We start from the raw sequence: 25,693 nt of genomic DNA, 5'->3' as shown, positions 1-25,693 counted from the left end.
GGCCGCGATGCGCCGTACGTCCGGACTGGTCCTGCTCGCCCTCGCCGTGTTCTTCGCGGCCCTGTCCCCCCTGCTGCGCTGGTACGCCTTCCCGCGTCTCGCCAAGGTCCCGGCGAACCAGTACCAGGACATGGTTCTGGAGGCGAGGAACGCCACCCTGCTCGACTACGGCACCATGCGCGCCCGCACGGTCCCGAAGGTGACCATCGTGCAGACGCTCAGGGGCAACGTGGAGGCGTCCGAACGGATCGAGCGCTCGGCCGGCCGCGACGTCGTCGTCTGGGACACCCTCTCCTACGTCCAGGGCCCCGACGGCCGCATGGTCTCCCGCATCCCCGAGCGGTACATCTTCGACGCCCACACCCAGGAACCCGTCCACGCCACCGGCGAGATGGTCGACGGCGATCCGGTCAGACGCGAGGGCATCGAGTTCAAATGGCCGTTCCTGACCGAAAAACGGAACTACGAGTACTTCGACGCCCAGACGCGCACCTCCGCGCCCATCCACTACAAGGGCACCCGCGGCTTCCGCGGCCTCGAGGTCTACTACTTCGAGCAGACCGTGCCCTGGACCGAGGTGGCGTTCCCCAAGGCCATGCCCGTCAAGGGCATCACCCCCGAGTCCGTCGCCGCCACCGGCACGACCCGCTGGTACACCACCGTCCGCAGGTTCTGGGTCGAGCCCCTCACCGGAGCGCCCGTCTACGGCGAGGAGATCCACAAGGAGGAACTGCGCGGCGGCACCCTGCTCGGCGACCGGGACAAGGTGACGGCGTTCGCCGGACACGTGAAGATGCGCGAGGACTACATCGAGCACACAGTCGACCTGGTCGAGTCCCACCGCACCCTGGTCCTGCTCCTCACCTCCCGCCTGCCCTGGGGCCTCCTCACCCTGGGCGCCCTGCTGCTCGCCCTGGCCCTCTGGCTGGAGGCACGCGGCAGACGCCCGTCCGGACCCGCGCCTGACACGGCCGCTACGGCCGAGCCGGTCAGCGCCTGAGCGCGGCGTTGGTGCGCCGCGTCGGCTCCGCCGTCGCCGGGTCCTCGGGCCACGGGTGCTTCGGATAGCGGCCGCGCAGTTCCGCGCGCACGCCCTTGTAGCCGTCCCGCCAGAAGGAGGCCAGATCGGCCGTCACGGCGGCCGGGCGCCCGGCGGGCGAGAGCAGATGCACCAGCACCGGCACCCCGGCGAGTCTCGGTGACTCCTGCGACCCGAACATCTCCTGGAGCTTCACCGCCAGCACCGGCCGCTCCGGATCCCCGTAGTCGATCCGGATTCTGGACCCGCTCGGCACCGTGATCCGCTCCGGTGCCAGCTCCTCCAGCCGCGCCGCGTCCCCCGAGGCCCACGGCAGCAGCCTGCCCAGCGCCTCGCCGGCGTCGATACGGGCCAGGTCCGCCCGCCGCCGGGCGCGGCCGAGCTCCGGCTCCAGCCACTCGGCCACGCGCGCGTACAGCGCGTCGTCCGAGACGTCCGGCCACGGCTCGCCCAGCCGCATCCGCAGGAAGGCCAGCCGCTGCCGCAGCACCTCGGCGTCGGCGGACCAGCGCAGCAGCCCGAACCCCTCCTGCCGCAGCCCGGTCAGCAGAGCCTCCCGGACCAGCGCGGGGTCGGCGTCCCGCAGCGGACGCGCCGCCAGCTCGATCGCACCCAGCCGCTCCACCCGGCGTGCGACGACGTCCCCCTCCGCCCAGTGGACCTCCTCCCGCGCGTCGAGCAGCGAACCCGCGGCGAGCCGGGCGAGGTCCTCGTCGATGACGGCACCGAGCTGCACGCGCGCGTGCCCCCGGCCCACGGGACGGTCCGCCACGGCGACCGCGATCCAGGAGGAGCCACGCATCGCCGAGGCCTCGGCGAGGTCGGCCCGAGTGCCGGACGCCATGAGGTACGACCCGCCGTCGAGCCTCGCCACGCGCTCAGGAAAGGCGAGCGCGGCGACCAGACCGGCCACCCGGTCGTCACCACCGGGGGAACCCGCCGCGCCGGCCGCCCGCACGGCGTCCCGGCCGAAGGCGCCCGCGAGCTCCCCGGCCACGCCCTTCAACCGCCGCACCTCACGACGCCAGCGTTCCGCATAGGCGTCACCCCCGCGCCGGGAACTCCGCAGCGCGCCCGCGAGATCGTCCCCGTACTCGCGCGGCGCCTCCTCCGACAGCAGGGCCACGACCTCGGCGCCGGGGCCCGCCGTGTCCAGCAGGGCCCGTCCGAGCCGGGGATGCAGCCCGAGCCGCGCGAGCCGAAGCCCCCGCTCCGTGGCCCGCCCCGCGGCGTCCACCGCCCCCACCGCCGTGAGCGCCGCCCGCGCCGCCGCCATCGCCCCGGCCGGGGGCACATCGAGGAGCGCCAGCCCCGAGGCGTCCGGATCGCCCCAGCAGGCGGCCTGAAGCGCGAACGCCGTCAGGTCGGCCACCTTGATCTCGGGGGAGGGGAACCGCGGCAGACGCGCGTCCTCGGCCTCCGCCCAGCAGCGGTACACCGCGCCGGGAGCCTCACGCCCGGCCCGGCCCGCCCGCTGCCGTCCGGCCGCCTGCGAGGCCCGCACCGTCGTCAGCGCGCTCAGCCCGCGCGCGTGGTCCACCCGGGGCTCACGCGCCAACCCCGCGTCGACCACCACCCGCACCCCGGGCACCGTCAGGGAGGACTCCGCCACCGCCGTCGCCAGCACGACCCGGCGCCGCGCACCGGGCGACAGCACCGCGTCCTGCGCGGCCGCCGGAGCCCGGCCGTGCACCTGGAGCACCTCGACGCCCCCCAGGCCGCCCAGCTGCCCCGCGACCCGCGCGATCTCGCCCACCCCGGGCAGGAAGCACAGCACGTCCCCGTCGCGCTCGGCCAGCGCCCGCCGTACCGTCGCCGCCACATGGGTCAGCAGCACCGGGTCGACACGCATCCCGTGCGGCGGCCGCACCGCCCGCGCGGGCGGCGCCCAGACCACGTCCACCGGATGCGCGACGCCCCGGGCCTCGACGACCGGCGCACCGCCCAGCAGCCGCGCCCAGCCCTCCGCGTCGGTCGTCGCCGACGCCGCCACGAGCTGCAGCTCGGGCCGCAGCGTCTCGCGCACGTCCCACAGGAACGCCGCCGCCGTGTCCGCGTCGAGATGGCGTTCGTGGCACTCGTCGAGCACCACCGCGTCCACGCCCGCCAGCTCCTGGTCCCGCTGGAGCCGCTGCAGCAGCACACCGGTCGTCACGACCTCCACACGCGTGCGCTGCCCCACGACCCGCTCGCCGCGCACGGTGTACCCGACCCTCTCGCCGAGCTTCTCGCCCAGCAGCCACGCCATCCGCCGGGCCGCCGCGCGCGCGGCGATCCGGCGCGGCTCGGCGACGACCACGCGCCGCGCGGGGCCCTCACCGAGAAGCCCCGCCAGGGCGAGCGGCACGAGCGTCGTCTTGCCCGTGCCCGGCGGCGCGACCAGCACGGCCGTACCGCGCGCGTCCAGGGCGTCGTCCAGCTCGGGCAGGGCCGCGCGTACGGGCAGGGCGTCCAGGGCGTCGTAACGGATCACCCGATCAGTGTCGTACGCCGTCGTACGTCCCGGAACGCTCGGTCGATCGGTCTCTCACGCTCATCCGGCCCGGAAAGGGCCTCCGGCCGCGGTCGCGCGCCTTCAGGCGGGCACCCGCGGCCGGTCCTGTCCGTTTCCGCTCGGTACGTGCCCGTCAGTCCCGTTCGCACACGAAGATCGCCGTGCCCGGGATCAGATGACCGCGCAGCGGGGACCAGCCGCCCCACTCGGACGTGTTCCAGGCCGGCCACTCCGGCTCCACCAGGTCCACCAGCCGGAGCCCGGCGGCGACGATGTCCCGCACCCGGTCGCCGACCGTCCGGTGGTGCTCGACATACACCGCGCTGCCGTCCTCTTCCTGCTCGACGTACGGCGTGCGGTCGAAGTAGGAGGCGGACACGCTCAGCCCCTCGGGGCCGGGCTCGTCGGGGAACGCCCAGCGGATCGGGTGGGTCACCGAGAAGACGAACCGGCCGCCGGGACGCAGCACACGACGTACCTCCCGCAGCACCTGGACCGGATCGGCGACGAAGGGCAGCGCCCCGTACGCCGAGCACGCCAGGTCGAAGGAGGTGTCGGCGAAGGGCAGGGCACCGGCGTCGGCACACACCAGAGGGAACGTTCCGCCGATGCGCAGCGCGTGCTGGAGCTGGCGGTGGGAGAGGTCCAGGGCGACCGGGCGGGCGCCCTGCTCGGCCAGCCAGCGCGAGCACTGCGCCGCGCCGGCGCCGATCTCCAGGACGTCCTTGCCCTTCAGCTCCTCGGGCGGGCCGAGCAGCTCCGCCTGGACCTCGTCGAGGCCCTCGGGACCCCAGACGAAGCGGTCGTCCCCGAGGAACGTGCCGTGCTCGATCTGGTACTCGTCGGCGTTGCGGTCCCACCAGCCACGGTTCGCGCGGGAACTCTCCGCAGCCCCGGCCTCACGCCGGGTGGCCTCCGGCTCGGCGGCCGCGGACTCGGCAGACACGGACTCTTGGATGATCGGCTCCCTCGTCGTACTCTTCCGTCCAACCCGTTCCGGGGAGGGCCCTCACGACAGGCGTGCCCCGGGCTCCGCGTGGCCTCGGAAGACTGAATTTGTGCCGGATATGCGGTGTTCCGCCCCGGGTGTGCGCCTTCGCGCATTGACCCTGCCCGGCTGCCCCCGTATGCTACAAGTTGCGCTGCGGGCCTGCGCACCTCAGACGTAGCAGGCTGCGCTTGCATCTGTTGTATGTCCCCTCGGTTGTCGAGGCGCGCCACCGTTTTTCCAGGTGGGGCGCTTCCTAAGCTGTCCGGCTTCTGCAGAGCGAAACGGGCTCCGGCGTAGCAGTACCTACGACTTCAATGTCCGTACCGGAGCCCTTTCCCACATGACGAGCAGCACCGAGACCACCGCCACCACCCCGCAGGTTGCGGTCAACGACATCGGTAACGAGGAAGCCTTCCTCGCCGCTATCGACGAGACGATCAAGTACTTCAACGATGGCGACATCGTCGACGGCGTCATCGTCAAGGTTGACCGGGACGAGGTTCTCCTCGACATCGGTTACAAGACCGAAGGTGTCATCCCGAGCCGCGAGCTCTCGATCAAGCACGACGTCGACCCGAACGAGGTCGTGGCCGTCGGCGACGAGATCGAGGCCCTGGTCCTCCAGAAGGAGGACAAGGAAGGCCGCCTGATCCTCTCGAAGAAGCGCGCCCAGTACGAGCGTGCCTGGGGCACCATCGAGAAGATCAAGGAAGAGGACGGCATCGTCACCGGTACCGTCATCGAGGTCGTCAAGGGTGGTCTCATCCTCGACATCGGCCTCCGCGGCTTCCTCCCGGCCTCCCTGGTCGAAATGCGCCGTGTCCGCGACCTCCAGCCGTACGTCGGCAAGGAGCTCGAGGCGAAGATCATCGAGCTGGACAAGAACCGCAACAACGTGGTCCTGTCCCGCCGTGCCTGGCTGGAGCAGACCCAGTCCGAGGTGCGCCAGACGTTCCTCACCACCCTCCAGAAGGGTCAGGTGCGCTCCGGCGTCGTCTCCTCGATCGTCAACTTCGGTGCCTTCGTGGACCTGGGTGGCGTCGACGGTCTGGTCCACGTCTCCGAGCTGTCCTGGAAGCACATCGACCACCCCTCCGAGGTTGTCGAGGTCGGCCAGGAAGTCACCGTCGAGGTCCTCGACGTCGACATGGACCGCGAGCGCGTCTCCCTGTCGCTGAAGGCGACCCAGGAAGACCCGTGGCAGCAGTTCGCCCGCACCCACCAGATCGGCCAGGTCGTGCCCGGCAAGGTCACGAAGCTGGTTCCGTTCGGTGCGTTCGTCCGCGTCGACGAGGGCATCGAGGGTCTGGTCCACATCTCCGAGCTGGCCGAGCGCCACGTGGAGATCCCGGAGCAGGTCGTCCAGGTCAACGACGAGATCTTCGTCAAGGTCATCGACATCGACCTCGAGCGTCGCCGCATCAGCCTCTCGCTGAAGCAGGCCAACGAGGCCTTCGGTGCCGACCCGGCCACGGTCGAGTTCGACCCGACCCTGTACGGCATGGCCGCGTCCTACGACGACCAGGGCAACTACATCTACCCCGAGGGCTTCGACCCCGAGACCAACGACTGGCTCGAGGGCTACGAGACCCAGCGCGAGGCGTGGGAGCACCAGTACGCCGAGGCGCAGACCCGCTTCGAGCAGCACCAGCAGCAGGTCATCAAGTCCCGCGAGGCCGACGCCGCTGCCGCGGCCGAGGGCGGCGAGGCTGCGGCTCCGGCCGCGACCGGTGGCTCGTACTCCTCCGAGGGTGGCGACAACTCCGGCGCCCTGGCGTCGGACGAGGCGCTGGCCGCCCTGCGCGAGAAGCTGGCGGGCGGCCAGAGCTGAACGGCTCGCCGCTGACGTCTAGCAGTTGATCCGAGAGGCCGCACCTTCCAGGTGCGGCCTCTTGGTCTTTCTTCGCCCGCGGTGAGTGGCGTCTGCGGGGCGGTCACGGTTGATCACGCAGTTCCCCGCGCCCCTTGCGGCGTGGGGGAATGCGCACGCGCTGTGCCTTGTTGTCCACGAGGACACGAGGAGGAGCGGTCACTGTGCTTGATCCGCAGGGTTTGTACACGTGGGAGCCGAAGGGCCTGGCCGTCGTCGACATGGCGCTCGCCCAGGAGTCCGCCGGCCTTGTCATGCTCTACCACTTCGACGGATACATCGACGCGGGCGAGACCGGCGACCAGATCGTCGACCGGCTCCTCGACACGCTGCCCCACCAGGTCGTCGCGCGCTTCGACCACGACCGGCTCGTCGACTACCGGGCCCGTCGCCCGCTGCTCACCTTCCGGCGCGACCGCTGGACCGCGTACGACGAACCGAGCATCGTCGTACGCCTTGTCCAGGACGCCACCGGGGCGCCCTTCCTGCTGCTGTCCGGCCCCGAGCCTGACGTCGAGTGGGAGCGTTTCGCGGCCGCCGTCGGGCAGATCGTCGAGCGGCTCGGCGTCCGTCTGGCCGTGAACTTCCACGGCATCCCGATGGGCGTGCCGCACACCCGCCCCGTCGGCCTCACGCCGCACGGCAACCGCACCGACCTGGTCCCCGGCCACCGCAGCCCCTTCGACGAGGCGCAGGTGCCGGGCAGCGCCGAGGCGCTGGTCGAGTACCGCCTCATGGAGGCCGGCCACGACGTCCTCGGCGTCGCCGCCCATGTCCCGCACTACATCGCCCGCTCCGCCTACCCCGACGCGGCCCTGACCGTCCTGGAGGCCATCACGGCCGCCACCGGGCTGGTCCTGCCGGGTATCGCGCACGCCCTGCGCACGGAGGCCCAGGTCACCCAGACCGAGATCGACCGGCAGATCAGGGAGGGCGACGAGGAGCTGACCGCGCTCGTCCAGGGTCTCGAGCACCAGTACGACGCCGTCGCGGGCGCGGAGACCCGGGGCAACATGCTCGCCGAACCGGCCGACATCCCGTCGGCGGACGAGATCGGCCGCGAGTTCGAGCGGTTCCTGGCGGAGCGGGAGGGCGACGCCTGAGCCCGGCCGGGCCCGGTGAGCCCGGCCGAACCCCGGTGTGCCCCGGACCCGGCACGAGCCCTGTCGGTGGCAGGCCCTAAGCTCGGCCCATGCTGACAGTGGGCCTGACCGGCGGCATCGGTGCCGGCAAGAGCGAGGTGTCGCGGCTGCTCGCGGAGTGCGGTGCGGTGCTGATCGACGCGGACCGCATCGCGCGCGAGGTCGTCGAGCCCGGGACTCCGGGTCTCGCCGCGGTGGTCGACGCCTTCGGCGAAGAGGTGCTCGCCGAGGACGGCAGCCTCGACCGGCCCAGGCTCGGCGCGATCGTGTTCGGCGACCCGGAGAAGCTCGCGCAGCTCAACTCCCTCGTCCACCCCCTCGTCGGCGCCCGCTCCCGCGAGCTGGAGCACGCCGCGCCCGAGGACGCCGTCGTCGTCCACGACGTGCCCCTGCTGACCGAGAACGGCCTGGCCGGGATGTACGACCTGGTGATCGTCGTCGACGCCGCTCCCGGGACACAGCTCGACCGGCTCGTACGGCTGCGCGGCATGACCGAGGAGGACGCACGCGCGCGGATGGCCGCGCAGGCCACCCGCGACCAGCGCCGGGAGATCGCCGACATCCTCATCGACAACGACGTGCCGCTTCCCGAGCTCCGTCGCCGGGTACACGAAGTGTGGGAGGACCTCGCGGAGCGTGCCCGCGGCCGCGTCGGCCGCTCCTGAGCCGTCCGAGGGGCGTGTGCGAGCCGCCCCGAGGGGCCCGTGGCGGGTGAGGCGGAGAGGAAGGGCGGGGAATAGCGTTGTCCGCTGCGGGCGTTGGAAGGATCCAGCGTGGGAAGGACTGTGCCGTGCCCGAGACCAGCGGTTCGACCGGACGTACTCCGGAGACGCATGTCATCGACTTCCGTGCCGCGGAGCAACTGCTCGCCGCGCGGGACCCCGGCGGCGCGGTGAAGCTGCTCGACCGGGTCATCGCCGAGCATCCGGAGAACACCGCCGCCCGGCTGCTGCGGGCCCGTGCCTTCTTCGCCCGGGCACAACTGCGGTCCGCCGAACTGGAGTTCAGCATCGTCCTGGAGCGCGAGCCCGACAACGCCTTCGCCCACTTCGCGCTCGCCCGTACCTACGAGCGTCAGGGGCGCCCCGACGTGGCCAAGCGCCACTTCCGGCTGGCGGCCGCGCTCGACCCGAACCCCGAGTACGTGAAGGCGGCACGCTTCGACACATGACCGCCGCTCACCGGTCACCGCCCTCGGGCGGCCGGTACGGCGGAACATCAGGGCCCGGCTGATAGTGCGGGCCCTGTCGTATGTGCCGCAGTACGACGGCCAGGTCGACGGTGGCCACCAGCCACAGCGCGGCGCACGCCGCCGCCCACCCGATCCGGTCGGCCAGCGCGAACGCGGCCGTGCCGAAGACCGTCCAGGCCACACCCCACAGGCTCAGCCAGAACCGCATCCGCAGGGCACTGCGCGCGGTCGTCGGTTCACTGCCCGTACGCATCGCTGTCGTCACTCCCTGTTTGAAACGTACTCCCGCCCGGGGTGTTCTCCAAGGCGTGCGGAGAGGGGGAGGGAGGAGACCGAGGGTGGGGAGCGGCGGGCTGCGCGGATCCGGGCGCGGCCGGTCGTGCCCGGGGCTCGGGCGGACCCTGCCGACGCCGGAAGGGTTGCCCCGGGCGGCCTCGCTCACACGAAGGAGGAAGGTGTGCGGGCGGGGAACGGCCGTGCGAGCGGGTCGATCCCAGCGGCTTCACCGTACGGATCGTGTCCGCGGCCCCGGTCGGCGACGGCGTCCACTCGGTCCGCGCCGAGTACGAGTTCCCGGACGCCGTGTGGACCCAGACCTTCCTGTCCCGGCCCCTGACGACGGAGCAGTTCGAGGACGCGCTGGGGGAGGCGGGGCTGAGAGTGGACAAGTACCTGACGCCGGACGGGATATGGGTGCGCGCGGTGCGGGACCCGGCGAGAGGGGGCCGGGACGACTGAGCGGAGCTGTGGGCAGAGGGGGCGAGCGGCCCTGGGGCAAGTCGCGCGGCTCAGGGGCAAGTCAAGCGACCCAAGCGCGAGTCGAGCGACCCACGGGCGAGAGGGGTGGAGAAAGCCTCCTGGAGAGCGATGAGTTCGGGCAGACGTGCGGGTCTATCCCTGTGACAACACCACAGACCCTCGCGCACAGGAGGACCTCATGTCCGAGACCACCGCTCGTGTCAGCGCCGCTGCTTCCGTCACCTCCGTCGCCGGCGGTCCCTCCGCTATGGGCGGTTCCTCCGTCAGCCGTGGCACGAGCGTCGCCGAGTCCGCCACGGCTCGCGGCCGACGGGCCCGGATCGCGCTGCGGGGTCTTCAGATCGTGCTCGCGCTGTTCTTCGGGATCGCGAGCGCGTTGCCCAAGCTGGTCGGTCACTCGTCCGCGACCGAGATCTTCGACCAGATGGGCTGGAGCAGTACGCGCATGTACACCGTGGGCGCGCTGGAACTGGCAGGTGCGATCGCTCTGCTGGTGCCGGTGCTCCAGTCCGTGGCGGCCATGGCGCTCAGCGGTCTGATGGTCGGGGCGTTCTACTTCCAGATGACCGCGTTCGACGGGGAGAACGCGGCAACCCCGCTCATCCTGATCGTGCCGCTCGCACTGATCGCCTGGGCCCGGCGTGGTCACAACACCGAGCTGCTGCGTCTGGTGCGGAAGGGCGGATGACGGGAGGGGAGCCGGGTTCGGTGCGGTGTCGGTGGGCTTGCCCCGGGGCGAGCCGGGTTCAATGCGGTTTCGGCGGGCTCGCCCCGAGGCGAGCCGGGCAGGCGCGGTTCCGGCGGGCTCACCCCGGCTCCCCTCGGTGCGCCGAGGACGTCACTCCTCTCGGGGCGAGCGGCCTCCGGGGAGGAAGCCCAGTCCGCCGTTTCCGCGCAGTCTTTCCAGCTCGCGGCGGTCCCGCTTGGTGGGTCGGCCCGCGCCGCGGTCGCGGATGCCAGCCGGGGCGACGGCCTCGCGGGGCGGCGGGGGTGGGCTGTTGTCCACGTAGCACTGGACCGCGATCGGGGCGCCGACCCGCTTGCGGATCAACCGCTTCACGATGACGATCCGCTCCCGGCCCTCGTGCAGGACGCGCACCTCGTCGCCCACACGCAGGGAGTGCGCGGGCTTGACCCGCTCGCCGTTCACCCTGACGTGGCCGCCCTTGCAGGCCGTGGCTCCGGCGGACCGGGTCTTGACCAGCCGGACGGACCAGATCCAGCTGTCGACGCGCACGCTCTCGCCACCGGCGGGCCCTGCCGCCTCGGCCGCGGCCACCGCCGCCGCGGTCTTGGGGTCGGGCTGCGGGGCAGCGTCGTCGGCGCCGGGGGGCTGGATGTCGTCCGGGTCCTGGGAAGCCATGACATCGACCTTAGCTCGACGGGAGGAGAGAGCTGGACTCGTTTTCCCAGGATGTCGGACCGTGTGAGAGGGGTGGCCGAAGGATCGGGGCGCGGTTCTCGGGGCCCTGCTCCCGCCCGCCCTACCGTGGAGACATGTCCCGTGACCCCGAAGCCGCCGCTCCCTCCGACCCGGCCACGGCACCCTCCGGTCCGACCACGCCATCGGCTCTCCCGCTCCCCGGTCTCGGAGCCCTCCGGGATCTCGCTGCCCTGGACCGGCGCATCGCGGACTGCCGGGCCTGTCCGAGGCTCGTGGAGTGGCGGGAGGAGGTGGCACGGGAGAAGCGGGCGGCGTTCGCGGACCGGACCTACTGGGGGCGCCCGGTGCCGGGGTTCGGGCCGGATGACGCGGCGCTGCTGCTGGTGGGGCTGGCTCCGGCGGCGCACGGGGGCAACCGCACCGGGCGGATGTTCACGGGGGACCGGTCGGGGGACGTGCTGTACCGGGCGTTGTACGACGTGGGACTGGCGTCCCAGCCGACCTCGGTCGCGGTCGGGGACGGGCTGGAGCTCCACGGGGTACGGGTGACGGCGCCGGTGCACTGCGCGCCGCCCGCCAACCGGCCCACGCCGGGGGAGCGGGACATGTGCCGGGCGTGGCTGGTGCGGGAGCTCCGGCTGCTCCGGCCGACGCTGCGGGCCGTGGCCGTGCTGGGGGCGTTCGGCTGGCAGGCGGCGCTGCCGGCGCTGGCGGAGGCGGGCTGGACGGTGCCGAGGCCGCGGCCGGCGTTCGGGCACGGAGCGCGGGTGAGCCTCCGGGACGGCGAGGGCGGTGACGACCTCACGGTCTTCGGCTGCTTCCATGTCAGCCAGCGCAACACGTTCACCGGCCGGCTGACCCCGGCGATGCTGCGGCAGGTGCTGAGGGCGGCTGCCGGGGCGGCGGGCCTGACGACGGTCGGCGACGGGCCGGGTGAGCGGCCCTGAGCTGCACGGCGTGAGGAGGGCGGGACCCACCTTCGCGCGGGGCATCCCGGACTCGGTGCCTGCCCTGCTCTGCCCCGGGTCGGGTGCCTCAGGGCCGCCACTCGTACCGTACGTCCGGCTCCCGCTCCTCGTTGCCGCTGCCGTCGGTGTGCTCGACGGCGCGGAAGCCGTGGCGTTCGTAGAAGCGGTGGGCGGGCTGGTTGACCTGGAAGGTCCACAGGCCGAGGCCTCGCGGGCTGCGTTCCTTGGCGAGGGCGAGGAGCCGGTCACCGATGCCGCGGCCGCGCCAGTCGGGGTCTAGATAGAGCTGCGAGACCGTCTCGCCGTCGAGCACCATCATGCCGACGACCGTGCCCCGAGCCTCCGCGACCCAGGTCTCCCGCCGGGGCACCACGACATCGCGTATGTAGGCGCGGACCTCGTCGTCGGTGTGGGGGCGTACGACGGTCGGCAGGGCGGTGTCGAAGGACCGGAGGTAGACCTCGGCCACGGCCTCCGCGTCGGCGCCGCCCGCCCGCCGCAGGGTGACGGCCTCCGCCTCGGGGACGACGGCCGTGGCCGTGATCTCCACCAACTGCCCGGTGTAGCCGAGGCAGGCCACACCGATCAGCGTCGACGAGTGGGGCCCCGTGCTCAGCCCGGACGCCTCGACGACGTCCCAGACGGCGTGCAGCGCCGAGGGTTCACCGGCCACGACGTACACCTCGGTCGACACGACATGGGCGAAGTCGCTGCCCACGGAACGCAGTTGCTCACCGAGGTTGGCGAGCACCTGCTCCGCCTGCCGCACCGGGTCTCCCGGCCCGACCAGCTTGCCTTCGGCGTCCAGGGGCACCGAACCCGCGAGAAAGGCCAGCTTCGTGCCGGCCTCGACCACGGACGCGTGGGAGTAGACGGGCGGCGGAAAGAGGGTGGGGACGGTGACACGCCGGATCATACGGAGAGGCTCCTCGACGACGTTGGAAGGGGAGGGCCGGCCGCCCGTCGGGGGCGGCGCGGACCGGGGCGCCCCCAGATCATCCGGCTCGCGCCCGCTCCCCGCACCCGCTTTACGGCGCGACGGTCGAGCACCGCAGCCGACCGAGCCCCAGTCCGCTCCCGACCGGCACGGCATCCGCGCCGCCCTCGCCCGACGGACCGGGCCCTCTCCCGGCCGGCGCGGAATCCGTGTCGCCCCCGCCGGGCCGATCCGCATACGCTGCCGACGCCCCGCAGGACGCCCCGGACCCGCCCAGGAGCCGCCGTGCAACCCCACACCTCCGACCGCGGTTTCCTCGACACCACCGCCGACCGGCTGACCGCGCTCCCCACCGTCCAAGCCGTCGCCCTGGGCGGGTCCCGTGCTCAGGGCACCCACGGTCCCGACAGCGACTGGGACCTCGCCGTCTACTACCGCGGCGCCTTCGACCCGGCCGACCTGCGGGCCCTCGGCTGGCAGGGCGAGGTGTCCGAGGTCGGCGGCTGGGGCGGCGGGGTGTTCAACGGGGGAGCCTGGCTGACGATCGAGGACCGGCGGGTGGATGTGCACTACCGGGATCTCGACGTGGTCGAGCGTGAACTCGCGGAGGCGGAGCGGGGCCGGTTCCATGTGGAGCCGCTGATGTTCCACCTGGCGGGCATCCCGAGCTACCTGGTCGTGGCGGAACTCGCGATCAACCAGGTGCTCCGGGGCGACCTGCCGCGCCCGGTCGCGTACCCGGCGGAACTGCGCCGGACCGCGCCCGGCCGCTGGTACGGCGTGGCCACCGCCACCCTCGCGTACGCCAAGGCCGGCCATGCCCCCAAGGGCGCACTCACCCAGGTCGCCGGCACGATCGCCCTCGCCGCCACCCAGACCGCCCACGCCGTACTGGCGGCCCGAGGGGAGTGGGTCACCAACGACAAGCACCTCCTCACCCGCGCCGGCCTGCACGAGGTCGACCGGCTGCTGACCGGGCTCACCCCCGAACCGGCCGCCCTGGTCCGGGCGATCACCGACGCCGAGGCACTCTTCGCCCGGGCGGTCGAGGGGAGCCTTGGCGTGCCCCGCCGGTAGCAGCGCCCACCCCGCCGCAGGGGCTACGGAGTCGTGACCGGATACGCGGCAGGCGTACGTTGGCGTGACGATCGACGTACCGGCGGTGGCGGCGGAGTTGGCGGCCAGGCCCCCGCCCTCGTCGACCGCGGCCACGGCGCGTATGGGCTGGACGGTGCCCTGGTACCCGTCCTGCGACTCCGACTTCAACCAGGATTTCGACGTCACCCTGGAAGAGGACGGGGAGCTCGCCGAGCGCTCGGGGATCAGCTGGTTCCTGCGCGACCTCGACCGGGTGTCCACCTACTCGGTCTTCGGGCGCGGTCTGGACGGCCTCGGCTCGACCACCGGCCTCCTCGACCTCACCGCGCTGGGCCGACGGGAGGAGTGGGAGCAACCCGAGGGGCGCGCGGCGGCGTTCGGGGCGCCTGTGGGCGGCGGGGCGTTCCGCCATCACGAGGAGTGCGAGGGTTGACACACACGGTAGTCAATGCGGTGAACCGGTGGAGACGCGGCTCACACAGGGCGGTGGACGAGTGTCAACTACGTCTCAGTACCGTCACCGAGCGAGGTCTTTCCCCCTCGGCGGGCGTTAACTCGTACCAGGACGACGCTTTGTGGAGGTGCTGGATGGTGAACGGGCGAAGGGTGCTCGAACGCTTTCCCGCAGGCGGGCCGCGCGGATCGTGGCCCGCGGAGGAGTTCGCGCAGGCGCGTCGCATGGAAGGGCTGCCCGCCGAGGTGGTCATGGACCTCGCGACGGACACGTTCCTCGTGATCGTCCGCGGCGACAGCACGGAGTGAGACCGTCGGCCCGCCCTGGTGCGGGCCGTCGTACCGGGACGGTGTCGCGGGGGTGGGCCGATGAGGTCGACGCGGCCGTGAGCCCGACGACGGGGGCCCGGCGGGCCGGTGTCCGGAGGTCGCGTCCTACGCGCTGATCGGGCTCGACCAGGTCGGCGTGGCGCCCGTGAGGCGGCACAGGACGAGGTAGAGGGGGATCGGCGGGGTGTACGGGAGTCCGCCCTCGGGCCGGTGGATCAGACGCGGGGCACCCGGGGCCAGCGCGCCGCGGGCGTAGTGGGCGGGCCCGGGCCAGTCGAGGGCGTGGTCCGAGTCGGACGGGACCAGCCACCACCAGTGCGCGTCGTCGGAGTAGACACAGCCGACGCGCGGGAGGCGCGGTGTGAGCAGCGGCCCCAGCCGGGCGGGAATCGCCACCGCGTCGCAGCCCAGCGGGGCGATCATGCCGGCCGGGACGGGCAGGGGGCGGGGCGAATGCGAGAGACGTGTGCTGCGGCCCAGCCGGACCAGCGTGTCCATGCTGAGCACCCGGTCGAGGTCCCGGGAGGGGCTCACCCGTGCCTCCGGCGCGATCCGGGGTGGCGGACCTCGCCGAAGTCCTGGGGGGTGTGGTGATGTCCCTCGCCGAAGTGCGCGGGAGCGGGGCGGTGGCCTTCGCCGGGCTGTGGCGACCCGTGACGGGCCTCGCCGACGTGGTGGGCCTCGCCCGTGCGGTGCCCCTGGTGAGGGTGGGCGTCACCGGAGTGCGGGGCCGGGTGACGGTGGGCGTCGCCCGGATGGTGGCCCGGGTGGTGATGGGGCTCGCCGGTGCCGGGTCCGCCTCGCGCGGGGGAGTGGTGGCCCGTGCTCTCGTCGCCGCGGGAGCCGCCCTGGCCCGGACAGTGGCGGGACTCGGTCTCGCCGTCCTCCTCCGAGCCCTCCTGGGAGGACCCAGGCTTGGGGCGGGCGACCCAGCCCAGGTCGTCGCGCGGCTCGTCGGCCCCGCGGGTGAGCTCCGCCCAGACCAGCAGCCCGGTGCCGTTCTCCATGGCACCCCAGGAGCGGCACAGCGCCTGGACGAGAAGCAGCCCCCTCCCCTGCTCCTCCTCCGTCCGCTGCGAGCAGGGATGGGGCTCGGTGGGCGCGCAGCCCTCGTCGCGCACGGCTATGCGCACGGTGTCGTCGCCGTCCTGGAGCTCACAGGCGACGACCGTGCTCGCGGTGTGCACGATCGCGTTGGTGACCAGCTCGGATATGACCAGAGCCGCCGTGTCGACGGTGTCCTCGCACACCGCCCATCCGGTCAGCCGTGCCCGCGCCAGCCGTCTGGCCTGGGCGGGGGAACCCGGATGAGCGGCCAGTTCGAAACGGAACCGGCGCTCGAGCCCGGCCCCGTGGGGACCGGTGGCGGCGCCGAGGCCGAGAGGACCTGCGGCGGCGTCTGTTCCTAAGGGCGCGGACGGAATCACGCTTGCCACTATCTCCCCGCCGTGAACACTTGGCAAGTGTCACTCTGAAAAATGCAGAGTGCCGTGTGACGCGGTGGACGGCCGTGGCACACTGCTCGCAACAGCACGTCGAGCGGCGCCACTTGGGATCGCCGAGACCTCGCCGGACATGTCCGGCACGGCCTGATACGCACGGAAGCTGTCCGGATCAGGCTGTATGACGGACTTCTAGGACGTCACCAAGGTTTCGAACGGGTCTTCGGATGGCGCCGCAGGGCTGTCGGCATTCTTCTGGTTTCGGTCGGTGGAGGTGGAGCGTGAGCGAACCGCGGTCCGCGCCGACGGTGGGGCAGGTCGTCCTCGGTCGGCGCCTGCTGGACCTGCGGGAACGCGCGGGACTCAAGCGCGAGGAGGCGGCCCGCGTCCTGCGTGTCGCCCCGGCCACCGTCCGTCGCATGGAGATGGCCGAGGTCGCCCTCAAGATCCCGTACCTCCAGCTGCTGCTGAAGGCCTACGGGGTCCCCGACGACGAGGCGGAATCCTTCGTGCGGCTGGCCGAGGAGGCCAATCGGCCCGGCTGGTGGCAGCGGTTCCACGACATCCTGCCGGGCTGGTTCTCCATGCACGTCAGCCTGGAGGGGGCCGCCAGTCTCATCCGCAGCTACGAACCGCACTTCGTCCCCGGCCTGCTCCAGACCGAGGACTACGCGCGCGGGGTCCTGCTCTCCGGTGCCGTCGGCCAGACCCGGCCGGACGACATCGAGCGGTACGTCGCCCTGCGCGTGCAACGCCAGGACCTCCTCACCCGTGAGGGCGCGCCCCGGTTCTGGGCCGTGATGGACGAGACCGTGCTGCGCCGCCAGGTCGGCGGGCCGGAGGTGATGCGCGCCCAGATCGACAGGCTGCTCGAGGCCACGAAGCTGCCGAATGTGACGTTGCAGGTCGTCCCGTTCGCCACGGGGCCGCATCCCGGCACGTACGGGCCCTTCGTGCTGTTCCGATTCGCCGTGCCCGAACTGCCGGACATGGTCTACAGCGAGTACCTGACCGGCGCGGTCTACCTGGACGCGCGATCCGAGGTGGCGACCCACCTGGAGGTCATGGACCGCATGGCGGCGCAGGCCGCTACGGCACATCGCACGAAGGAGATCCTCCGGGACCTCCGCAAGGAGCTGTGAATGGATCGCATCGACGCCCAGCCCAAAGCACCCCGTGTCCGCGGCCCGCGGATCTACAACGGCATGCCTGCCCGCGAGCTGGGCAGCGAGGGCTGGCACAAGCCGTGGAGCGGCGGCAACGGCGGAAACTGCCTGGAGGCCATGAAACTCGCCGACGGCCGTATCGCCGTGCGGCAGTCCACCGATCCCGACGGGCCCGCGCTGATCTGCACCTCCGCCGAGATGACGGCGTTCATCGAGGGCGCCAAGGCGGGGGTGGCCGACTTCCTCCTGACCTGAACGACCTTGTGCCAGATGCTTTTACGCCAGTTCCACAGCCGGCCTCTCCAGCCGGACGATCTCGAACGTGCGCACCACGCGCTGAACACATTGCGCACCACATGCTGAACGCACATGACGAATCCGTTGCGCGGCCACCCGGTGAGGGCGACCGCGCAACGGTGTGCCGGGGCCAGGCCATCGCAGTTCAGGGACTCGTCAGGGAGTCCTGCGGGTCGGCCGGAGGTCCTACAGGTACGACATGATCCGGCGCGGGGCGTCGATCAGGCGGCTGACCGCCTCCACGGCGACGGGAGGCTGCTCGGCCTCGTCCTTGTTCAGGGTCAGCCCGTACCAGATCTGCTCGACCGACGGCGGTCCGACCGAGAGGTTGCGCTTCACGGCGGTCGCCGGGGAGGCCTCGCCGGTCTGCACCAGGTAGGCGGCCGCCATCGCGCCCGTACGGCCCACACCGGCGCCGCAGTGGACGTAGACCTTGCCGGACGTCGAGGACACGATGTCCAGGAACTCCTTCACCTCGGCCTGCGTCGGCGTCTGACCGTCACGGATCGGCATCCGCACGAGCTCCAGACCGGCCTTCTCGGGGGAGGCCAGCTGGGCCGCGCTCAGGTCCTCGGCGCGCAGGTCCACGACGGTGGTGACACCGATCTCGGCGAGATTGCGGTAGCCCTCGGGGGACGGCGCGGCGCCGCGCCACAGATGACCGTCGGAGTCGACCGGCCGGAAGTTGTTCACGCCCTGGACCACGGGGGTGCCCGCGGGGACCGGGATGTCCGACTGTGCCCACTTCGACGCGGCCAGGATGCCGAGCGAGGCGACCGCCCACAGGATGACGTAGCCGACGATCGTGAAGACCAGTGCCCGCAGGACGCGGCGCTTGACGCTGCGCTTCGGGCGGACGGGAGCGGGGGTGGCGGCGGGGGCGAAGGTGGGGGAGGGGGCGGTCTCAGCGGTGACAGTCATGGGAGCCCGGGGGCTAGGGGACGGGGACGCGGTTCCGGCATCGTATCCCGGTCCGACATGCCCGATAAGTCGGATATGAGGCATCTCTCATGGGGTGGACTTCGTCGGGTTTCATGCGTTATGGGACGCGTGCGGTCACCCACCACGAGTACCGCGCCACGGCCGTCCTACGCCCTGCGCGGCCCCGTCACTGTTCGTAGGCCTCGGCGTCGTCCATCCCCACCACCGTCAGATGCACTCGCTCCAGGCTCGCGTCCTCCAGGCAGCCGCGCAGCCGGAGCCGGTCGTTCTCGGTGAGCGCGGGTCGTACGACACCGGCGTAGAAGCCGTCGCCGAGGTTGCCGAAGGTCGCCTTGTGCAGGGCGATGTAGGTGGAGCCCCGGCAGCCCTCCCACATCTGCCGTGCGGCGAGCGACCGCCGCTCCGCCGTCATGTTCTGGTCCCGCACGTCCAGCCGCACCAGCACCGAGGTCGCCTCGGAGGGGTCGTGGGGCTCCGCGCGCGTCTGGGTCAGATCGGCGAGGCCGACGATCAGCGCGGCCAGCAGCGCGGAGCCGACCACCCCGGTGACCGTCAGCCGTGCGGTCCGCCCCTTCGACCGTGCGCCGCCCGGCGGCGGTACGTCGTCCAGGTCGCTCCCCGTCGCCGGGTCCGGCGCGGCGAGCACGGCCAGCCGCCCGGCCGCCCGCCGCTCGGCCGGGCGGGCCGCGCGCGTCGCGATCCGCTGCACCAGCCAGGCGATGCCGGACAGCAGCACCCCGGTGACCATCAGGACCGGCACGAAGACGTACGTCCGCTCGGCGGGCTCGTCCAGCCAGCGGAACCTGCCGCCCGTCGCCTCCTGCTCCCGCGTCCCCTGCCGCAGCCGCGCGAGCACGTCCTCCTGCCGGTCGACGGCCTCCCGCTGCCGCCGGTCTGTGTCCCGGACCCGCTCCTCGATCCGCGCCAGCCGTCCCATCAGCATCAGACCGAGCAGCAGCACCTCCACCACCAGCAGCAACACGCCGCACAGCACGGCCCGCTGCCACTGCCAGCGGTACAGGTACACGACGAAGTACACCGCCGCCCCTGCCGCGGCCAGCCCGGCGAAGGCGAACATCAGGCGCTTCACGGTAGGCCTCCGGGGGGTGCGTCGGAGGGCCGGGCAGGGGAGGGCGGCTCGGGGGGCGGGGTGGGGGAGAGTTTCCCGGGCCGGGCGGCCTGGGTGGGTGAGGGGTGCGCGGGTCGGGCGGCGGAGGGGTTGGAGGCCTGGGTGGGTGAGGGGTTCCCGGGCCGGGCGGCTGAAGGGTTCGCGGTCTGGGTGACTGCGGAGTGCGGGGCCCGGGCGGACGCCGGGTGTACCTCGCCGGTGCGGCCGTCGAGCGTGAGGCGGGTGCCGGGCGGGAAGCTGCGTACGGCGTCGGCCGCGCCGACCACCGCGGGCAGCCCGTACTCGCGGGCCAGGACGGCCAGGTGCGACAGCGGACTGCCGGTCTGGGCGACGAGCCCCGTCAGCCGGGGCAGCAGCGGGGCGAGCGCGGGGTCGAGGGTGCGGACGACGAGCACCGCGTCGGCCGGGCCGGCCCCGGTGCCGTCCCAGGCAGTGCCGAGGGCACGCCCGCCGGACACGCCCCGGCCCACGGACGTGCCGTCGGCCCCGCGCCGCCTGGTCCCGCGCCCCTGCTCGGCGACGACCGAGCCGTCCGGGGCGATCCGGAACGCGTCCGGCAGCGGGGCGGACAACGGCCTCGGCACCCGTTCGCGCACATCACCCGGCAGCGGGCCGCCCTCCAGGGCCGTGATCAGCTCGGCCCACCGCAGCAGGCCGGCCCGCGCGGGGTCGTCCAGCAGCCCGCGTGCCGCCAGCCGGTGCGCGCCCTCCCGCACGAGCCGCACCTGGAGCTCCTGCACCCAGCGGATCCGCAACCGCAGCGTCTCCCGAGGAGGCAGGGCCGGGGGCCGCGCGGAGGTCACCGGGTACGCCTCGGCGAGGCCTTGCCGGGGCCGCACCAGACCGACGCCCCTGGCGACCCCCGGCACCGGCGTGCCGTTCAGGGGCTGGTGCGCAGGGCGGTCCTGCCGCGGTGCGGCGGGCAGTCGCGGTCTGCCGCGCAGACTCGGCGGGGTCAGGGCCAGGACCAGCGGTTCGGCGCCGACCAGCTGGTCGTCGGGTATGTGCCGGGCACGGGCGTCGGCGAGCGCGGCCAGGGCGGCACCCGCGGCGGTGCTGCCGGGGGCGTCGTCCAGCAGCGCACCGGCGAGGCTCTCCTGCGCGTGCAGGGAGACCAGGGCGTTGCGCGTCCAGCGCAGCGTGGAGACCAGGGCGGGGCCGGGCAGCTCGGTGGGGCGGGGGACCTCCGCGAGCCGGCGGTCGATGTCGGCGACGAGGTCCGTGGTGAGGCCGGGCAGCGCCCCCGTCAGGCGCCCCACCCGCCAGGCGGCGGCCAGCCGGCGGGCGCCGGGAGCCGGGTTGAGCAGTGCGAGCCAGGGGTGCGCAGCACGGGCCGCGCCCAAAAGGCGCAGGTCGGCTGCCGCCCGCCCGCCGACGGAGGACACCACCGGCACCGTCCGCAGCAGCCGTCGCGGCGCGGTGCCCCCGATGTCGAGCGCGGCGGCGAGCCCGCGTGCCATCGGCGCCACCCACAGGTCCTCCTCCAGCGGCGCCAGCTGCTCCGGCAGCGTCTCCGCGACGGGGCCGGGGCCCAGCAGTCGTGCGCCGCGTTCCGGCCGGGGCGCCATGGCCGTGACCGGACGGCTCTGGAACAGCCACAGCCGTCCGTCCTCGTCGAAGCCGAACTCGATGTCCTGCGGCCCCCCGAACACCCGCCGGGCCCGCCGGGCGAGCCGGGCGAGGCGCCGGAGCCGGGTGTGGGTGAGGAGGGGGGTGTCTTCGGCCGGGGTGTCTGCGGCGGGGCTGCTCTTGGTGCTGGTGCTGGTGCTGATGTCGTCGGCGGGGGTGGTGCTGTCGGCCGGTCGGCCGGGGGTGGAGGCGGGGCCGGTGGGGTCCGTGCTCGTGCCCTGGTCCGTCGCCCGCCGGATGGTGGTCGACGCGTCCTCCCCGGTCGCGCCCCCCTCTCCAGCACCTTCGCCCTCTCCGGCACCTCCACCCTCCACGTGTATCAGCCGGCCCCACCGGCCGAGCCAGTGGTCCGTCCCCGCCCGTACCCCGCTGACCAGGGCGTCCGGTCCGCCCGGGACCGCGCTGACCAGGAGTCGGTCGGTGCGCCCGGCGACCGGGTCCACGCCGAACACCACTCCGCCCACCTGGGCCGTCAGCATCGGCTGCACCAGCACCGCCATCGGCGCGACGGTCCCGTCGGGCAGGTGTGCCGAGGCCCGCACGGCCCGCACCGCGGCGCGGAAGTCCCGCGAGCCGCGTACATCGAGCACCGAGTCGAAGCGGCCCGCCTGGGAGGACTCGGCGGTGTCCTCCAGCGAGGAGGAGGAACGGACGACGAGCGGCCGCGTGCCGCCCTCGGAGAGTTCCCGCCAGGCGTCACGCAACGCGGGGGCGTCGTCGCGGGTGGAGGCGGGGACGACGAATCCGGGCAGCACCGGAAGGCCTGCGTCGGCCGCCCGGGCGAGGCTGGCGGCCTTGGAGCCGGTCAGGACGGGGTCGGTCGCGGCCGGGTCGTCCAGCGCGACGGTCTGCGGGACGGCCTCGCGGCCGTGCCCCAGCGACGACGCGCCCGGTCCACACGGGTGCAGGGTCCCTTTCCCGTCGTGCCCACCGTCTTCGTGCCCACCGTCTTCGTGTACTTCGTCGAGAGTCGTCATCAGGCGCACCCTCCAGGACCGGCCGCCAACAGGGGGGACGCGCGGGGTTCGGGGCCTCGCGCCTGACGGCGGAACGAAGGATGGGGCGACCGCAGCCGGGCCGGTCTCACGACACCGGCGACGAAACACCTCCTGGGACCAAATGATCCCACTTCCTACCGTTCAACACTCCGACTTTATGCCGCATTCCGTACAATCCGGACCGGCGTGGAGTTCAGCCGTACTCAGGGGACAGCCCCTCGGTGGGCAGGGGCCGGAAGCCCGTTCTCGAGTCCGCGGCGACGGGTCCCGGCGCTCAGGGGGCGAGGCCCCGGCGGCGGCCCGGGTCTCCGACCGGCGGCTCGGCCCCCGGCAGCACCCCGCACAACACGTCCACCGCCGCCTCGTACGCGTGCTCGGGCGGCGTCGCGTACCCCACGACCAGGCCCTCCATCTCCTCCATGCCCGTCTCCGGATGCCGGAACTCCGACAGTCCGTCCAGCGCGAGCCCCTGCCACACGGCCCCCTTCAGCGTCGTCGGCTCGGTCCCCGGCGGCAGGCGCAGTACCGCGTGCAGCCCGGCCGCCACCCCCGTGACCTCGATGTGCGGCGCCTGCGCGGCCAGGGCCGCCACCAGCCGGTCCCGCCGACCGCGGTAGCGCTGCCGCATCCGCCGTACATGACGGTCGTACGACCCGCTGGTCAGGAAGTCCGCGAGCGCGAGCTGGTCCAGCACGCTCGCCCACGCCTCCCGCTCGCCCTTCACCGCGAGCACCTGCTCCACCAGGCGCCCCGGCAGCACCATCCACCCCAGCCGCAACGCCGGCGACAGACTCTTGCTCACCGAGCCGATGTACACGACCCGCTCCGGATCGAGCCCCTGCACGGCGCCGACGGGCTTGCGGTCGTAGCGGAACTCCCCGTCGTAGTCGTCCTCCAGCACCACCCCGCCCCGTGCCCGGGCCCAGTCGATCACCGCCGCACGGCGCGCGGCGTGCAGCGGACCGCCCGTCGGGAACTGGTGCGCCGGCGTGAGCAGCACCGCCCGCTCCCGCTCCAGCAGCTCCACCCGCGCCCCGTTCTCGTCCAGCGGCAGCGGAACCGTCCGCACCCCCGCCCCCGCCAGCAGCTCCCGGTGGAAACCCAGCCCGTACGCCTCCACTCCCAGCGGCCCGCGCAGGACCCCGCCCCCGAACAGCAGCCGCAGCGCGTGTGCGAACCCCGAGCAGATCACGATCCGCCCCGGCTCCGTCCGCACCCCGCGCGCCCGTGCCAGATACTCGGCCAGGGCCTCGCGCAGCTCGATCCGCCCGGCCGGGTCGCCCGGCCCGAACACCTCGTTCGGCGCCTGCTGGAGCGCCCGCCGGTAAGAGGCCTGCCAGGCTGTGCGAGGGAACGCGGACGCGTCCGGCGTCCCCTGCCGCAGGTCGTGCCGTGGCCCCTTCGTGCGGGCCCGTGCCCTCCGGGTCGCCCGCCCGGCATGCGGCACCGGCTCGGCCCGATCGGCCACCCGCGTTCCCGAACCCTGCCGGGCCGTCAGCCATCCCTCGGCGACCAGCTCTGCATACGCGTCGGCCACCGTGTTGCGAGCGACCCCGAGGTCGGCCGCCAGCGACCGGTACGGCGGCAACCGCGTCCCCGGCGCCAGCCGTCCCCCGCGCACGGCCTCCCGCAACGCCGTGATCAACGCCGCCCGCCGCCCGCCCGGCCCCGACAGTTCCAGATGCAGATCGGCACCGATGCGCTCCGCCGCATTGACCCACGAATCCGTCATGCCCATGGACGATACCGAGGGTCGATCACGATGATCGCCGAGTTCCTCGCACAGCCGGACGGCCCCCGCGCAGCCGGCTCGCCGAGTTCCTCACACCGCCCGACGGCACCCGCGCGGCCGGGTCTGCCTCACACCGACATCGGACGGTCGAACGGCGACACAGGCGACGGCAGCCGTGAACTCCCGGTCAGACGGCGGTCGACCGCCGCCGCCACCGCCCTGCCCTCCGCGATCGCCCAGACGATCAGCGACTGTCCCCGTGCCGCGTCCCCGGCCGCGAAGACGCCCGGCACGTTCGTCGCGAAGTCCGCGTCCCGGGTGATCGTCCCGCGCGGCTCCAGCGCGATGCCGAGCTGGTCGACGAGCCCGTCCTCACGGTCGGGCCCGGAGAAGCCGAGTGCCAGCAGCACCAGGTCGGCGGGCAGCTCGCGCGCGGTCCCCGGCAGCGGCCGGCGCCGCTCGTCGACCTCCACCAGGTGCAGAGCCCGCACCTGTCCCTCCACGTCCCCGGTGAAACGCAGGGTCGACGCCGCGAACAGCCGCGCGTCGGCGTCCGCCGCCGGAGCCGTCCGCAGATCCCGCGCCTCCTCGTGCGCGGCGGACAGCCGGTAGAGCTTCGGGTACACCGGCCACGGCTCGGCGTCCTCGTCGCGGGTCTCGCCCGGCTGCGCGTAGATGTCCAGCTGCGTCACCGACGCCGCTCCCTCGCGGATCGCCGTCCCCAGGCAGTCGGCCCCGGTGTCGCCGCCGCCCACGATCACCACGTGCCGGCCGTGCGCCGACATCGGCGATCGCTCCAGATCGCCCTCGCACACCCGGTTGGCCAGCGGCAGGTACTCCATCGCCTGATGGATGCCGGCCAACTCCCTGCCGGGAACGTGCAGTTCCCGCCAGGCGGTGGCGCCGGTCGCGAGGACGACCGCGTCATGGCGCGCCCGCAGGTCGGCGGCGCCGACGTCCCGCCCGACCGCCGTCGAGGCACGGAACCGCGTTCCCTCCTCCCTCATCTGCGCCAGCCGTCGCTCCAGATGGCGCTTCTCCATCTTGAACTCGGGGATGCCGTACCGCATCAGCCCCCCGATCCGGTCGTCCTTCTCGTACACCACGACCGTGTGCCCGGCCCGGGTCAGCTGCTGTGCCGCGGCGAGCCCCGTGGGCCCCGACCCGATCACCGCCACCGTCTTCCCGGACAGCCGGTCCGGCGGCCGAGGAGGCGCGTACCCCTCCTCCCAGGCCCGGTCGGCTATCGCGCACTCCACGTTCTTGATCGTGACCGCCGGCTGGTTGATCGCCAGCACACACCCCGCCTCGCACGGCGCGGGGCACAACCTCCCCGTGAACTCAGGGAAGTTGTTCGTCGCGTGCAGCCGGTCCGCGGCCGCCCGCCAGTCGTCGCGCGCGACCAGGTCGTTCCACTCGGGGATCAGATTCCCCAGCGGACACGCCTCGTGGCAGAAGGGGATCCCGCAGTCCATGCACCGGTCCGCCTGCCCGCTGACGATCGGCAGTAGCGCCCCGGGGACGTACACCTCGTCCCAGTCCCGGACGCGCTCCTCCACCGGCCGCCGGGGCCACTCCCGGCGAGGTGTCGTCATGAACCCCTTGGGATCTGCCATGGCCGTCATCCTTGCTTGCGCGTACGACCGGCCGTGCCCCGTTCGACGGCACTCCTTGGGCCACGATACGTCCCATTCGTCCGGT

22 protein-coding genes and 4 pseudogenes are annotated in these 25,693 nt (G+C 73.2%); 13 read left to right on the top strand and 13 right to left on the bottom strand.

What is annotated here, in order from left to right; all coding sequences use genetic code 11:
• Nucleotides 1-7 precede the first annotated feature (7 nt).
• The gene (locus tag ACFYR0_RS19755; RefSeq protein ID WP_389329307.1) at nucleotides 8-1,000 is read left to right on the top strand and encodes a DUF3068 domain-containing protein; all 993 of its coding nucleotides are present in this window, start codon (nucleotides 8-10) and stop codon (nucleotides 998-1,000) included.
• Here ACFYR0_RS19755 and hrpB read toward each other — a convergent pair.
• Together hrpB and ACFYR0_RS19745 are read right to left on the bottom strand one after the other, a co-directional pair.
• Complete coding sequence (gene hrpB, locus ACFYR0_RS19750; RefSeq protein ID WP_389329304.1) at nucleotides 990-3,512, bottom strand: ATP-dependent helicase HrpB; 2,523 nt, start codon at nucleotides 3,510-3,512, stop codon at nucleotides 990-992. The two genes, ACFYR0_RS19755 and hrpB, sit on opposite strands and share 11 nt — an antisense overlap.
• A 154-nt stretch (nucleotides 3,513-3,666) precedes the next feature.
• Nucleotides 3,667-4,479, bottom strand: coding sequence for a class I SAM-dependent methyltransferase (locus tag ACFYR0_RS19745; RefSeq protein WP_389329301.1), 813 nt, complete (start codon nucleotides 4,477-4,479; stop codon nucleotides 3,667-3,669).
• A gap of 385 nt (nucleotides 4,480-4,864) precedes the next feature.
• Between ACFYR0_RS19745 and rpsA the strand changes: the two genes are divergently transcribed.
• The 4 genes from rpsA (at nucleotide 4,865) to ACFYR0_RS19725 (ending at nucleotide 8,707) form a co-directional block, all read left to right on the top strand.
• Nucleotides 4,865-6,355, top strand: coding sequence for a 30S ribosomal protein S1 (rpsA, locus tag ACFYR0_RS19740; RefSeq protein WP_386387113.1), 1,491 nt, complete (start codon nucleotides 4,865-4,867; stop codon nucleotides 6,353-6,355).
• Nucleotides 6,356-6,558: 203 nt separating this feature from the next.
• Nucleotides 6,559-7,497 carry a PAC2 family protein gene (locus tag ACFYR0_RS19735; RefSeq protein WP_389329298.1) on the top strand — a complete coding sequence of 313 codons (939 nt, stop codon included), beginning with the start codon at nucleotides 6,559-6,561 and terminating at the stop codon, nucleotides 7,495-7,497.
• An 89-nt stretch (nucleotides 7,498-7,586) separates the two neighbouring features.
• Nucleotides 7,587-8,201, top strand: a complete 615-nt coding sequence (coaE, locus tag ACFYR0_RS19730; RefSeq protein ID WP_389329295.1) for a dephospho-CoA kinase — start codon at nucleotides 7,587-7,589, stop codon at nucleotides 8,199-8,201.
• 125 nt (nucleotides 8,202-8,326) lie between these two features.
• Complete coding sequence (locus ACFYR0_RS19725) at nucleotides 8,327-8,707, top strand: tetratricopeptide repeat protein (protein WP_356691961.1); 381 nt, start codon at nucleotides 8,327-8,329, stop codon at nucleotides 8,705-8,707.
• A gap of 7 nt (nucleotides 8,708-8,714) precedes the next feature.
• Here the strand turns inward: ACFYR0_RS19725 and ACFYR0_RS19720 are convergent, their stop codons facing one another.
• Nucleotides 8,715-8,981, bottom strand: coding sequence for a DUF6343 family protein (locus ACFYR0_RS19720; protein WP_389329292.1), 267 nt, complete (start codon nucleotides 8,979-8,981; stop codon nucleotides 8,715-8,717).
• 221 nt (nucleotides 8,982-9,202) lie between these two features.
• Between ACFYR0_RS19720 and ACFYR0_RS19715 the strand changes: the two are divergent.
• Both ACFYR0_RS19715 and ACFYR0_RS19710 read left to right on the top strand, forming a co-directional pair.
• Nucleotides 9,203-9,466 (top strand): annotated as a pseudogene (locus ACFYR0_RS19715) (SAM-dependent methyltransferase); the annotation flags it as partial.
• A gap of 199 nt (nucleotides 9,467-9,665) precedes the next feature.
• Nucleotides 9,666-10,175: a DoxX family protein gene (locus ACFYR0_RS19710; protein ID WP_389329289.1), complete on the top strand. Its 510-nt coding sequence runs from the start codon at nucleotides 9,666-9,668 to the stop codon at nucleotides 10,173-10,175.
• 150 nt (nucleotides 10,176-10,325) lie between these two features.
• Here the strand turns inward: ACFYR0_RS19710 and ACFYR0_RS19705 are convergent, their stop codons facing one another.
• The gene (locus ACFYR0_RS19705; protein WP_389329286.1) at nucleotides 10,326-10,850 is read right to left on the bottom strand and encodes an RNA-binding S4 domain-containing protein; all 525 of its coding nucleotides are present in this window, start codon (nucleotides 10,848-10,850) and stop codon (nucleotides 10,326-10,328) included.
• A 134-nt stretch (nucleotides 10,851-10,984) separates the two neighbouring features.
• Here ACFYR0_RS19705 and ACFYR0_RS19700 point away from each other — a divergent pair, with 134 nt between their 5' ends.
• A complete protein-coding gene (locus ACFYR0_RS19700) occupies nucleotides 10,985-11,818 on the top strand; it encodes a uracil-DNA glycosylase (RefSeq protein WP_389329283.1) in 834 nt (277 codons plus the stop codon).
• A gap of 88 nt (nucleotides 11,819-11,906) precedes the next feature.
• On the opposite strand, the gene ACFYR0_RS19695 is transcribed toward ACFYR0_RS19700, so the two are convergent.
• Together ACFYR0_RS19695 and ACFYR0_RS19690 are read right to left on the bottom strand one after the other, a co-directional pair.
• Nucleotides 11,907-12,383: a GNAT family N-acetyltransferase gene (locus ACFYR0_RS19695; RefSeq protein WP_389329800.1), complete on the bottom strand. Its 477-nt coding sequence runs from the start codon at nucleotides 12,381-12,383 to the stop codon at nucleotides 11,907-11,909.
• A gap of 39 nt (nucleotides 12,384-12,422) precedes the next feature.
• Nucleotides 12,423-12,755 (bottom strand): annotated as a pseudogene (locus tag ACFYR0_RS19690) (RidA family protein); the annotation flags it as partial.
• A gap of 306 nt (nucleotides 12,756-13,061) precedes the next feature.
• Between ACFYR0_RS19690 and ACFYR0_RS19685 the strand changes: the two are divergent.
• From ACFYR0_RS19685 to ACFYR0_RS19675, 3 genes and pseudogenes are all read left to right on the top strand, one after another.
• Nucleotides 13,062-13,853 (top strand): nucleotidyltransferase domain-containing protein, encoded by a 792-nt coding sequence (locus ACFYR0_RS19685; RefSeq protein WP_389329280.1) that lies wholly within the window; start codon nucleotides 13,062-13,064, stop codon nucleotides 13,851-13,853.
• 91 nt (nucleotides 13,854-13,944) lie between these two features.
• A pseudogene (locus tag ACFYR0_RS19680) lies at nucleotides 13,945-14,307 on the top strand (DUF899 family protein); the annotation flags it as partial.
• Nucleotides 14,308-14,462: 155 nt separating this feature from the next.
• Complete coding sequence (locus tag ACFYR0_RS19675; protein WP_389329277.1) at nucleotides 14,463-14,636, top strand: hypothetical protein; 174 nt, start codon at nucleotides 14,463-14,465, stop codon at nucleotides 14,634-14,636.
• 126 nt (nucleotides 14,637-14,762) lie between these two features.
• On the opposite strand, the gene ACFYR0_RS19670 is transcribed toward ACFYR0_RS19675, so the two are convergent.
• Nucleotides 14,763-15,155 (bottom strand): hypothetical protein, encoded by a 393-nt coding sequence (locus tag ACFYR0_RS19670; RefSeq protein WP_389329797.1) that lies wholly within the window; start codon nucleotides 15,153-15,155, stop codon nucleotides 14,763-14,765.
• Nucleotides 15,156-15,520: 365 nt separating this feature from the next.
• Nucleotides 15,521-16,093, bottom strand: a pseudogene (locus tag ACFYR0_RS19665) (ATP-binding protein); the annotation flags it as partial.
• A 287-nt stretch (nucleotides 16,094-16,380) separates the two neighbouring features.
• On the opposite strand from ACFYR0_RS19665, the gene ACFYR0_RS19660 reads away from it, so the two are divergent.
• Together ACFYR0_RS19660 and ACFYR0_RS19655 are read left to right on the top strand one after the other, a co-directional pair.
• On the top strand, nucleotides 16,381-17,241 hold the full coding sequence (locus ACFYR0_RS19660; protein ID WP_389329274.1) for a helix-turn-helix transcriptional regulator: 861 nt from the start codon (nucleotides 16,381-16,383) through the stop codon (nucleotides 17,239-17,241).
• Complete coding sequence (locus ACFYR0_RS19655; RefSeq protein ID WP_389329271.1) at nucleotides 17,242-17,520, top strand: DUF397 domain-containing protein; 279 nt, start codon at nucleotides 17,242-17,244, stop codon at nucleotides 17,518-17,520.
• 228 nt (nucleotides 17,521-17,748) lie between these two features.
• On the opposite strand, the gene ACFYR0_RS19650 is transcribed toward ACFYR0_RS19655, so the two are convergent.
• From ACFYR0_RS19650 to ACFYR0_RS19630, 5 genes are all read right to left on the bottom strand, one after another.
• Complete coding sequence (locus tag ACFYR0_RS19650; RefSeq protein ID WP_389329268.1) at nucleotides 17,749-18,483, bottom strand: dual specificity protein phosphatase family protein; 735 nt, start codon at nucleotides 18,481-18,483, stop codon at nucleotides 17,749-17,751.
• 187 nt (nucleotides 18,484-18,670) lie between these two features.
• Nucleotides 18,671-19,594, bottom strand: a complete 924-nt coding sequence (locus ACFYR0_RS19645; protein ID WP_389329265.1) for a hypothetical protein — start codon at nucleotides 19,592-19,594, stop codon at nucleotides 18,671-18,673.
• Nucleotides 19,591-22,239: a PEP/pyruvate-binding domain-containing protein gene (locus ACFYR0_RS19640; protein ID WP_389329262.1), complete on the bottom strand. Its 2,649-nt coding sequence runs from the start codon at nucleotides 22,237-22,239 to the stop codon at nucleotides 19,591-19,593. The genes ACFYR0_RS19645 and ACFYR0_RS19640 overlap by 4 nt, the downstream gene beginning before the upstream one ends.
• 295 nt (nucleotides 22,240-22,534) lie before the next feature.
• The gene (locus tag ACFYR0_RS19635; RefSeq protein WP_389329259.1) at nucleotides 22,535-23,992 is read right to left on the bottom strand and encodes a PLP-dependent aminotransferase family protein; all 1,458 of its coding nucleotides are present in this window, start codon (nucleotides 23,990-23,992) and stop codon (nucleotides 22,535-22,537) included.
• Nucleotides 23,993-24,120: 128 nt separating this feature from the next.
• Nucleotides 24,121-25,608 (bottom strand): glutamate synthase subunit beta, encoded by a 1,488-nt coding sequence (locus ACFYR0_RS19630; RefSeq protein ID WP_389329256.1) that lies wholly within the window; start codon nucleotides 25,606-25,608, stop codon nucleotides 24,121-24,123.
• Nucleotides 25,609-25,693 lie beyond the last annotated feature (85 nt).

Origin of the sequence: Streptomyces sp. NPDC005017 (assembly GCF_042873115.1) — a bacterium.
Taxonomy (GTDB): Bacteria; Actinomycetota; Actinomycetes; order Streptomycetales; family Streptomycetaceae; genus Streptomyces.
Note: the sequence above shows the minus strand (reverse complement) of the source record. Positions and strands in the feature narration are given on the sequence as shown.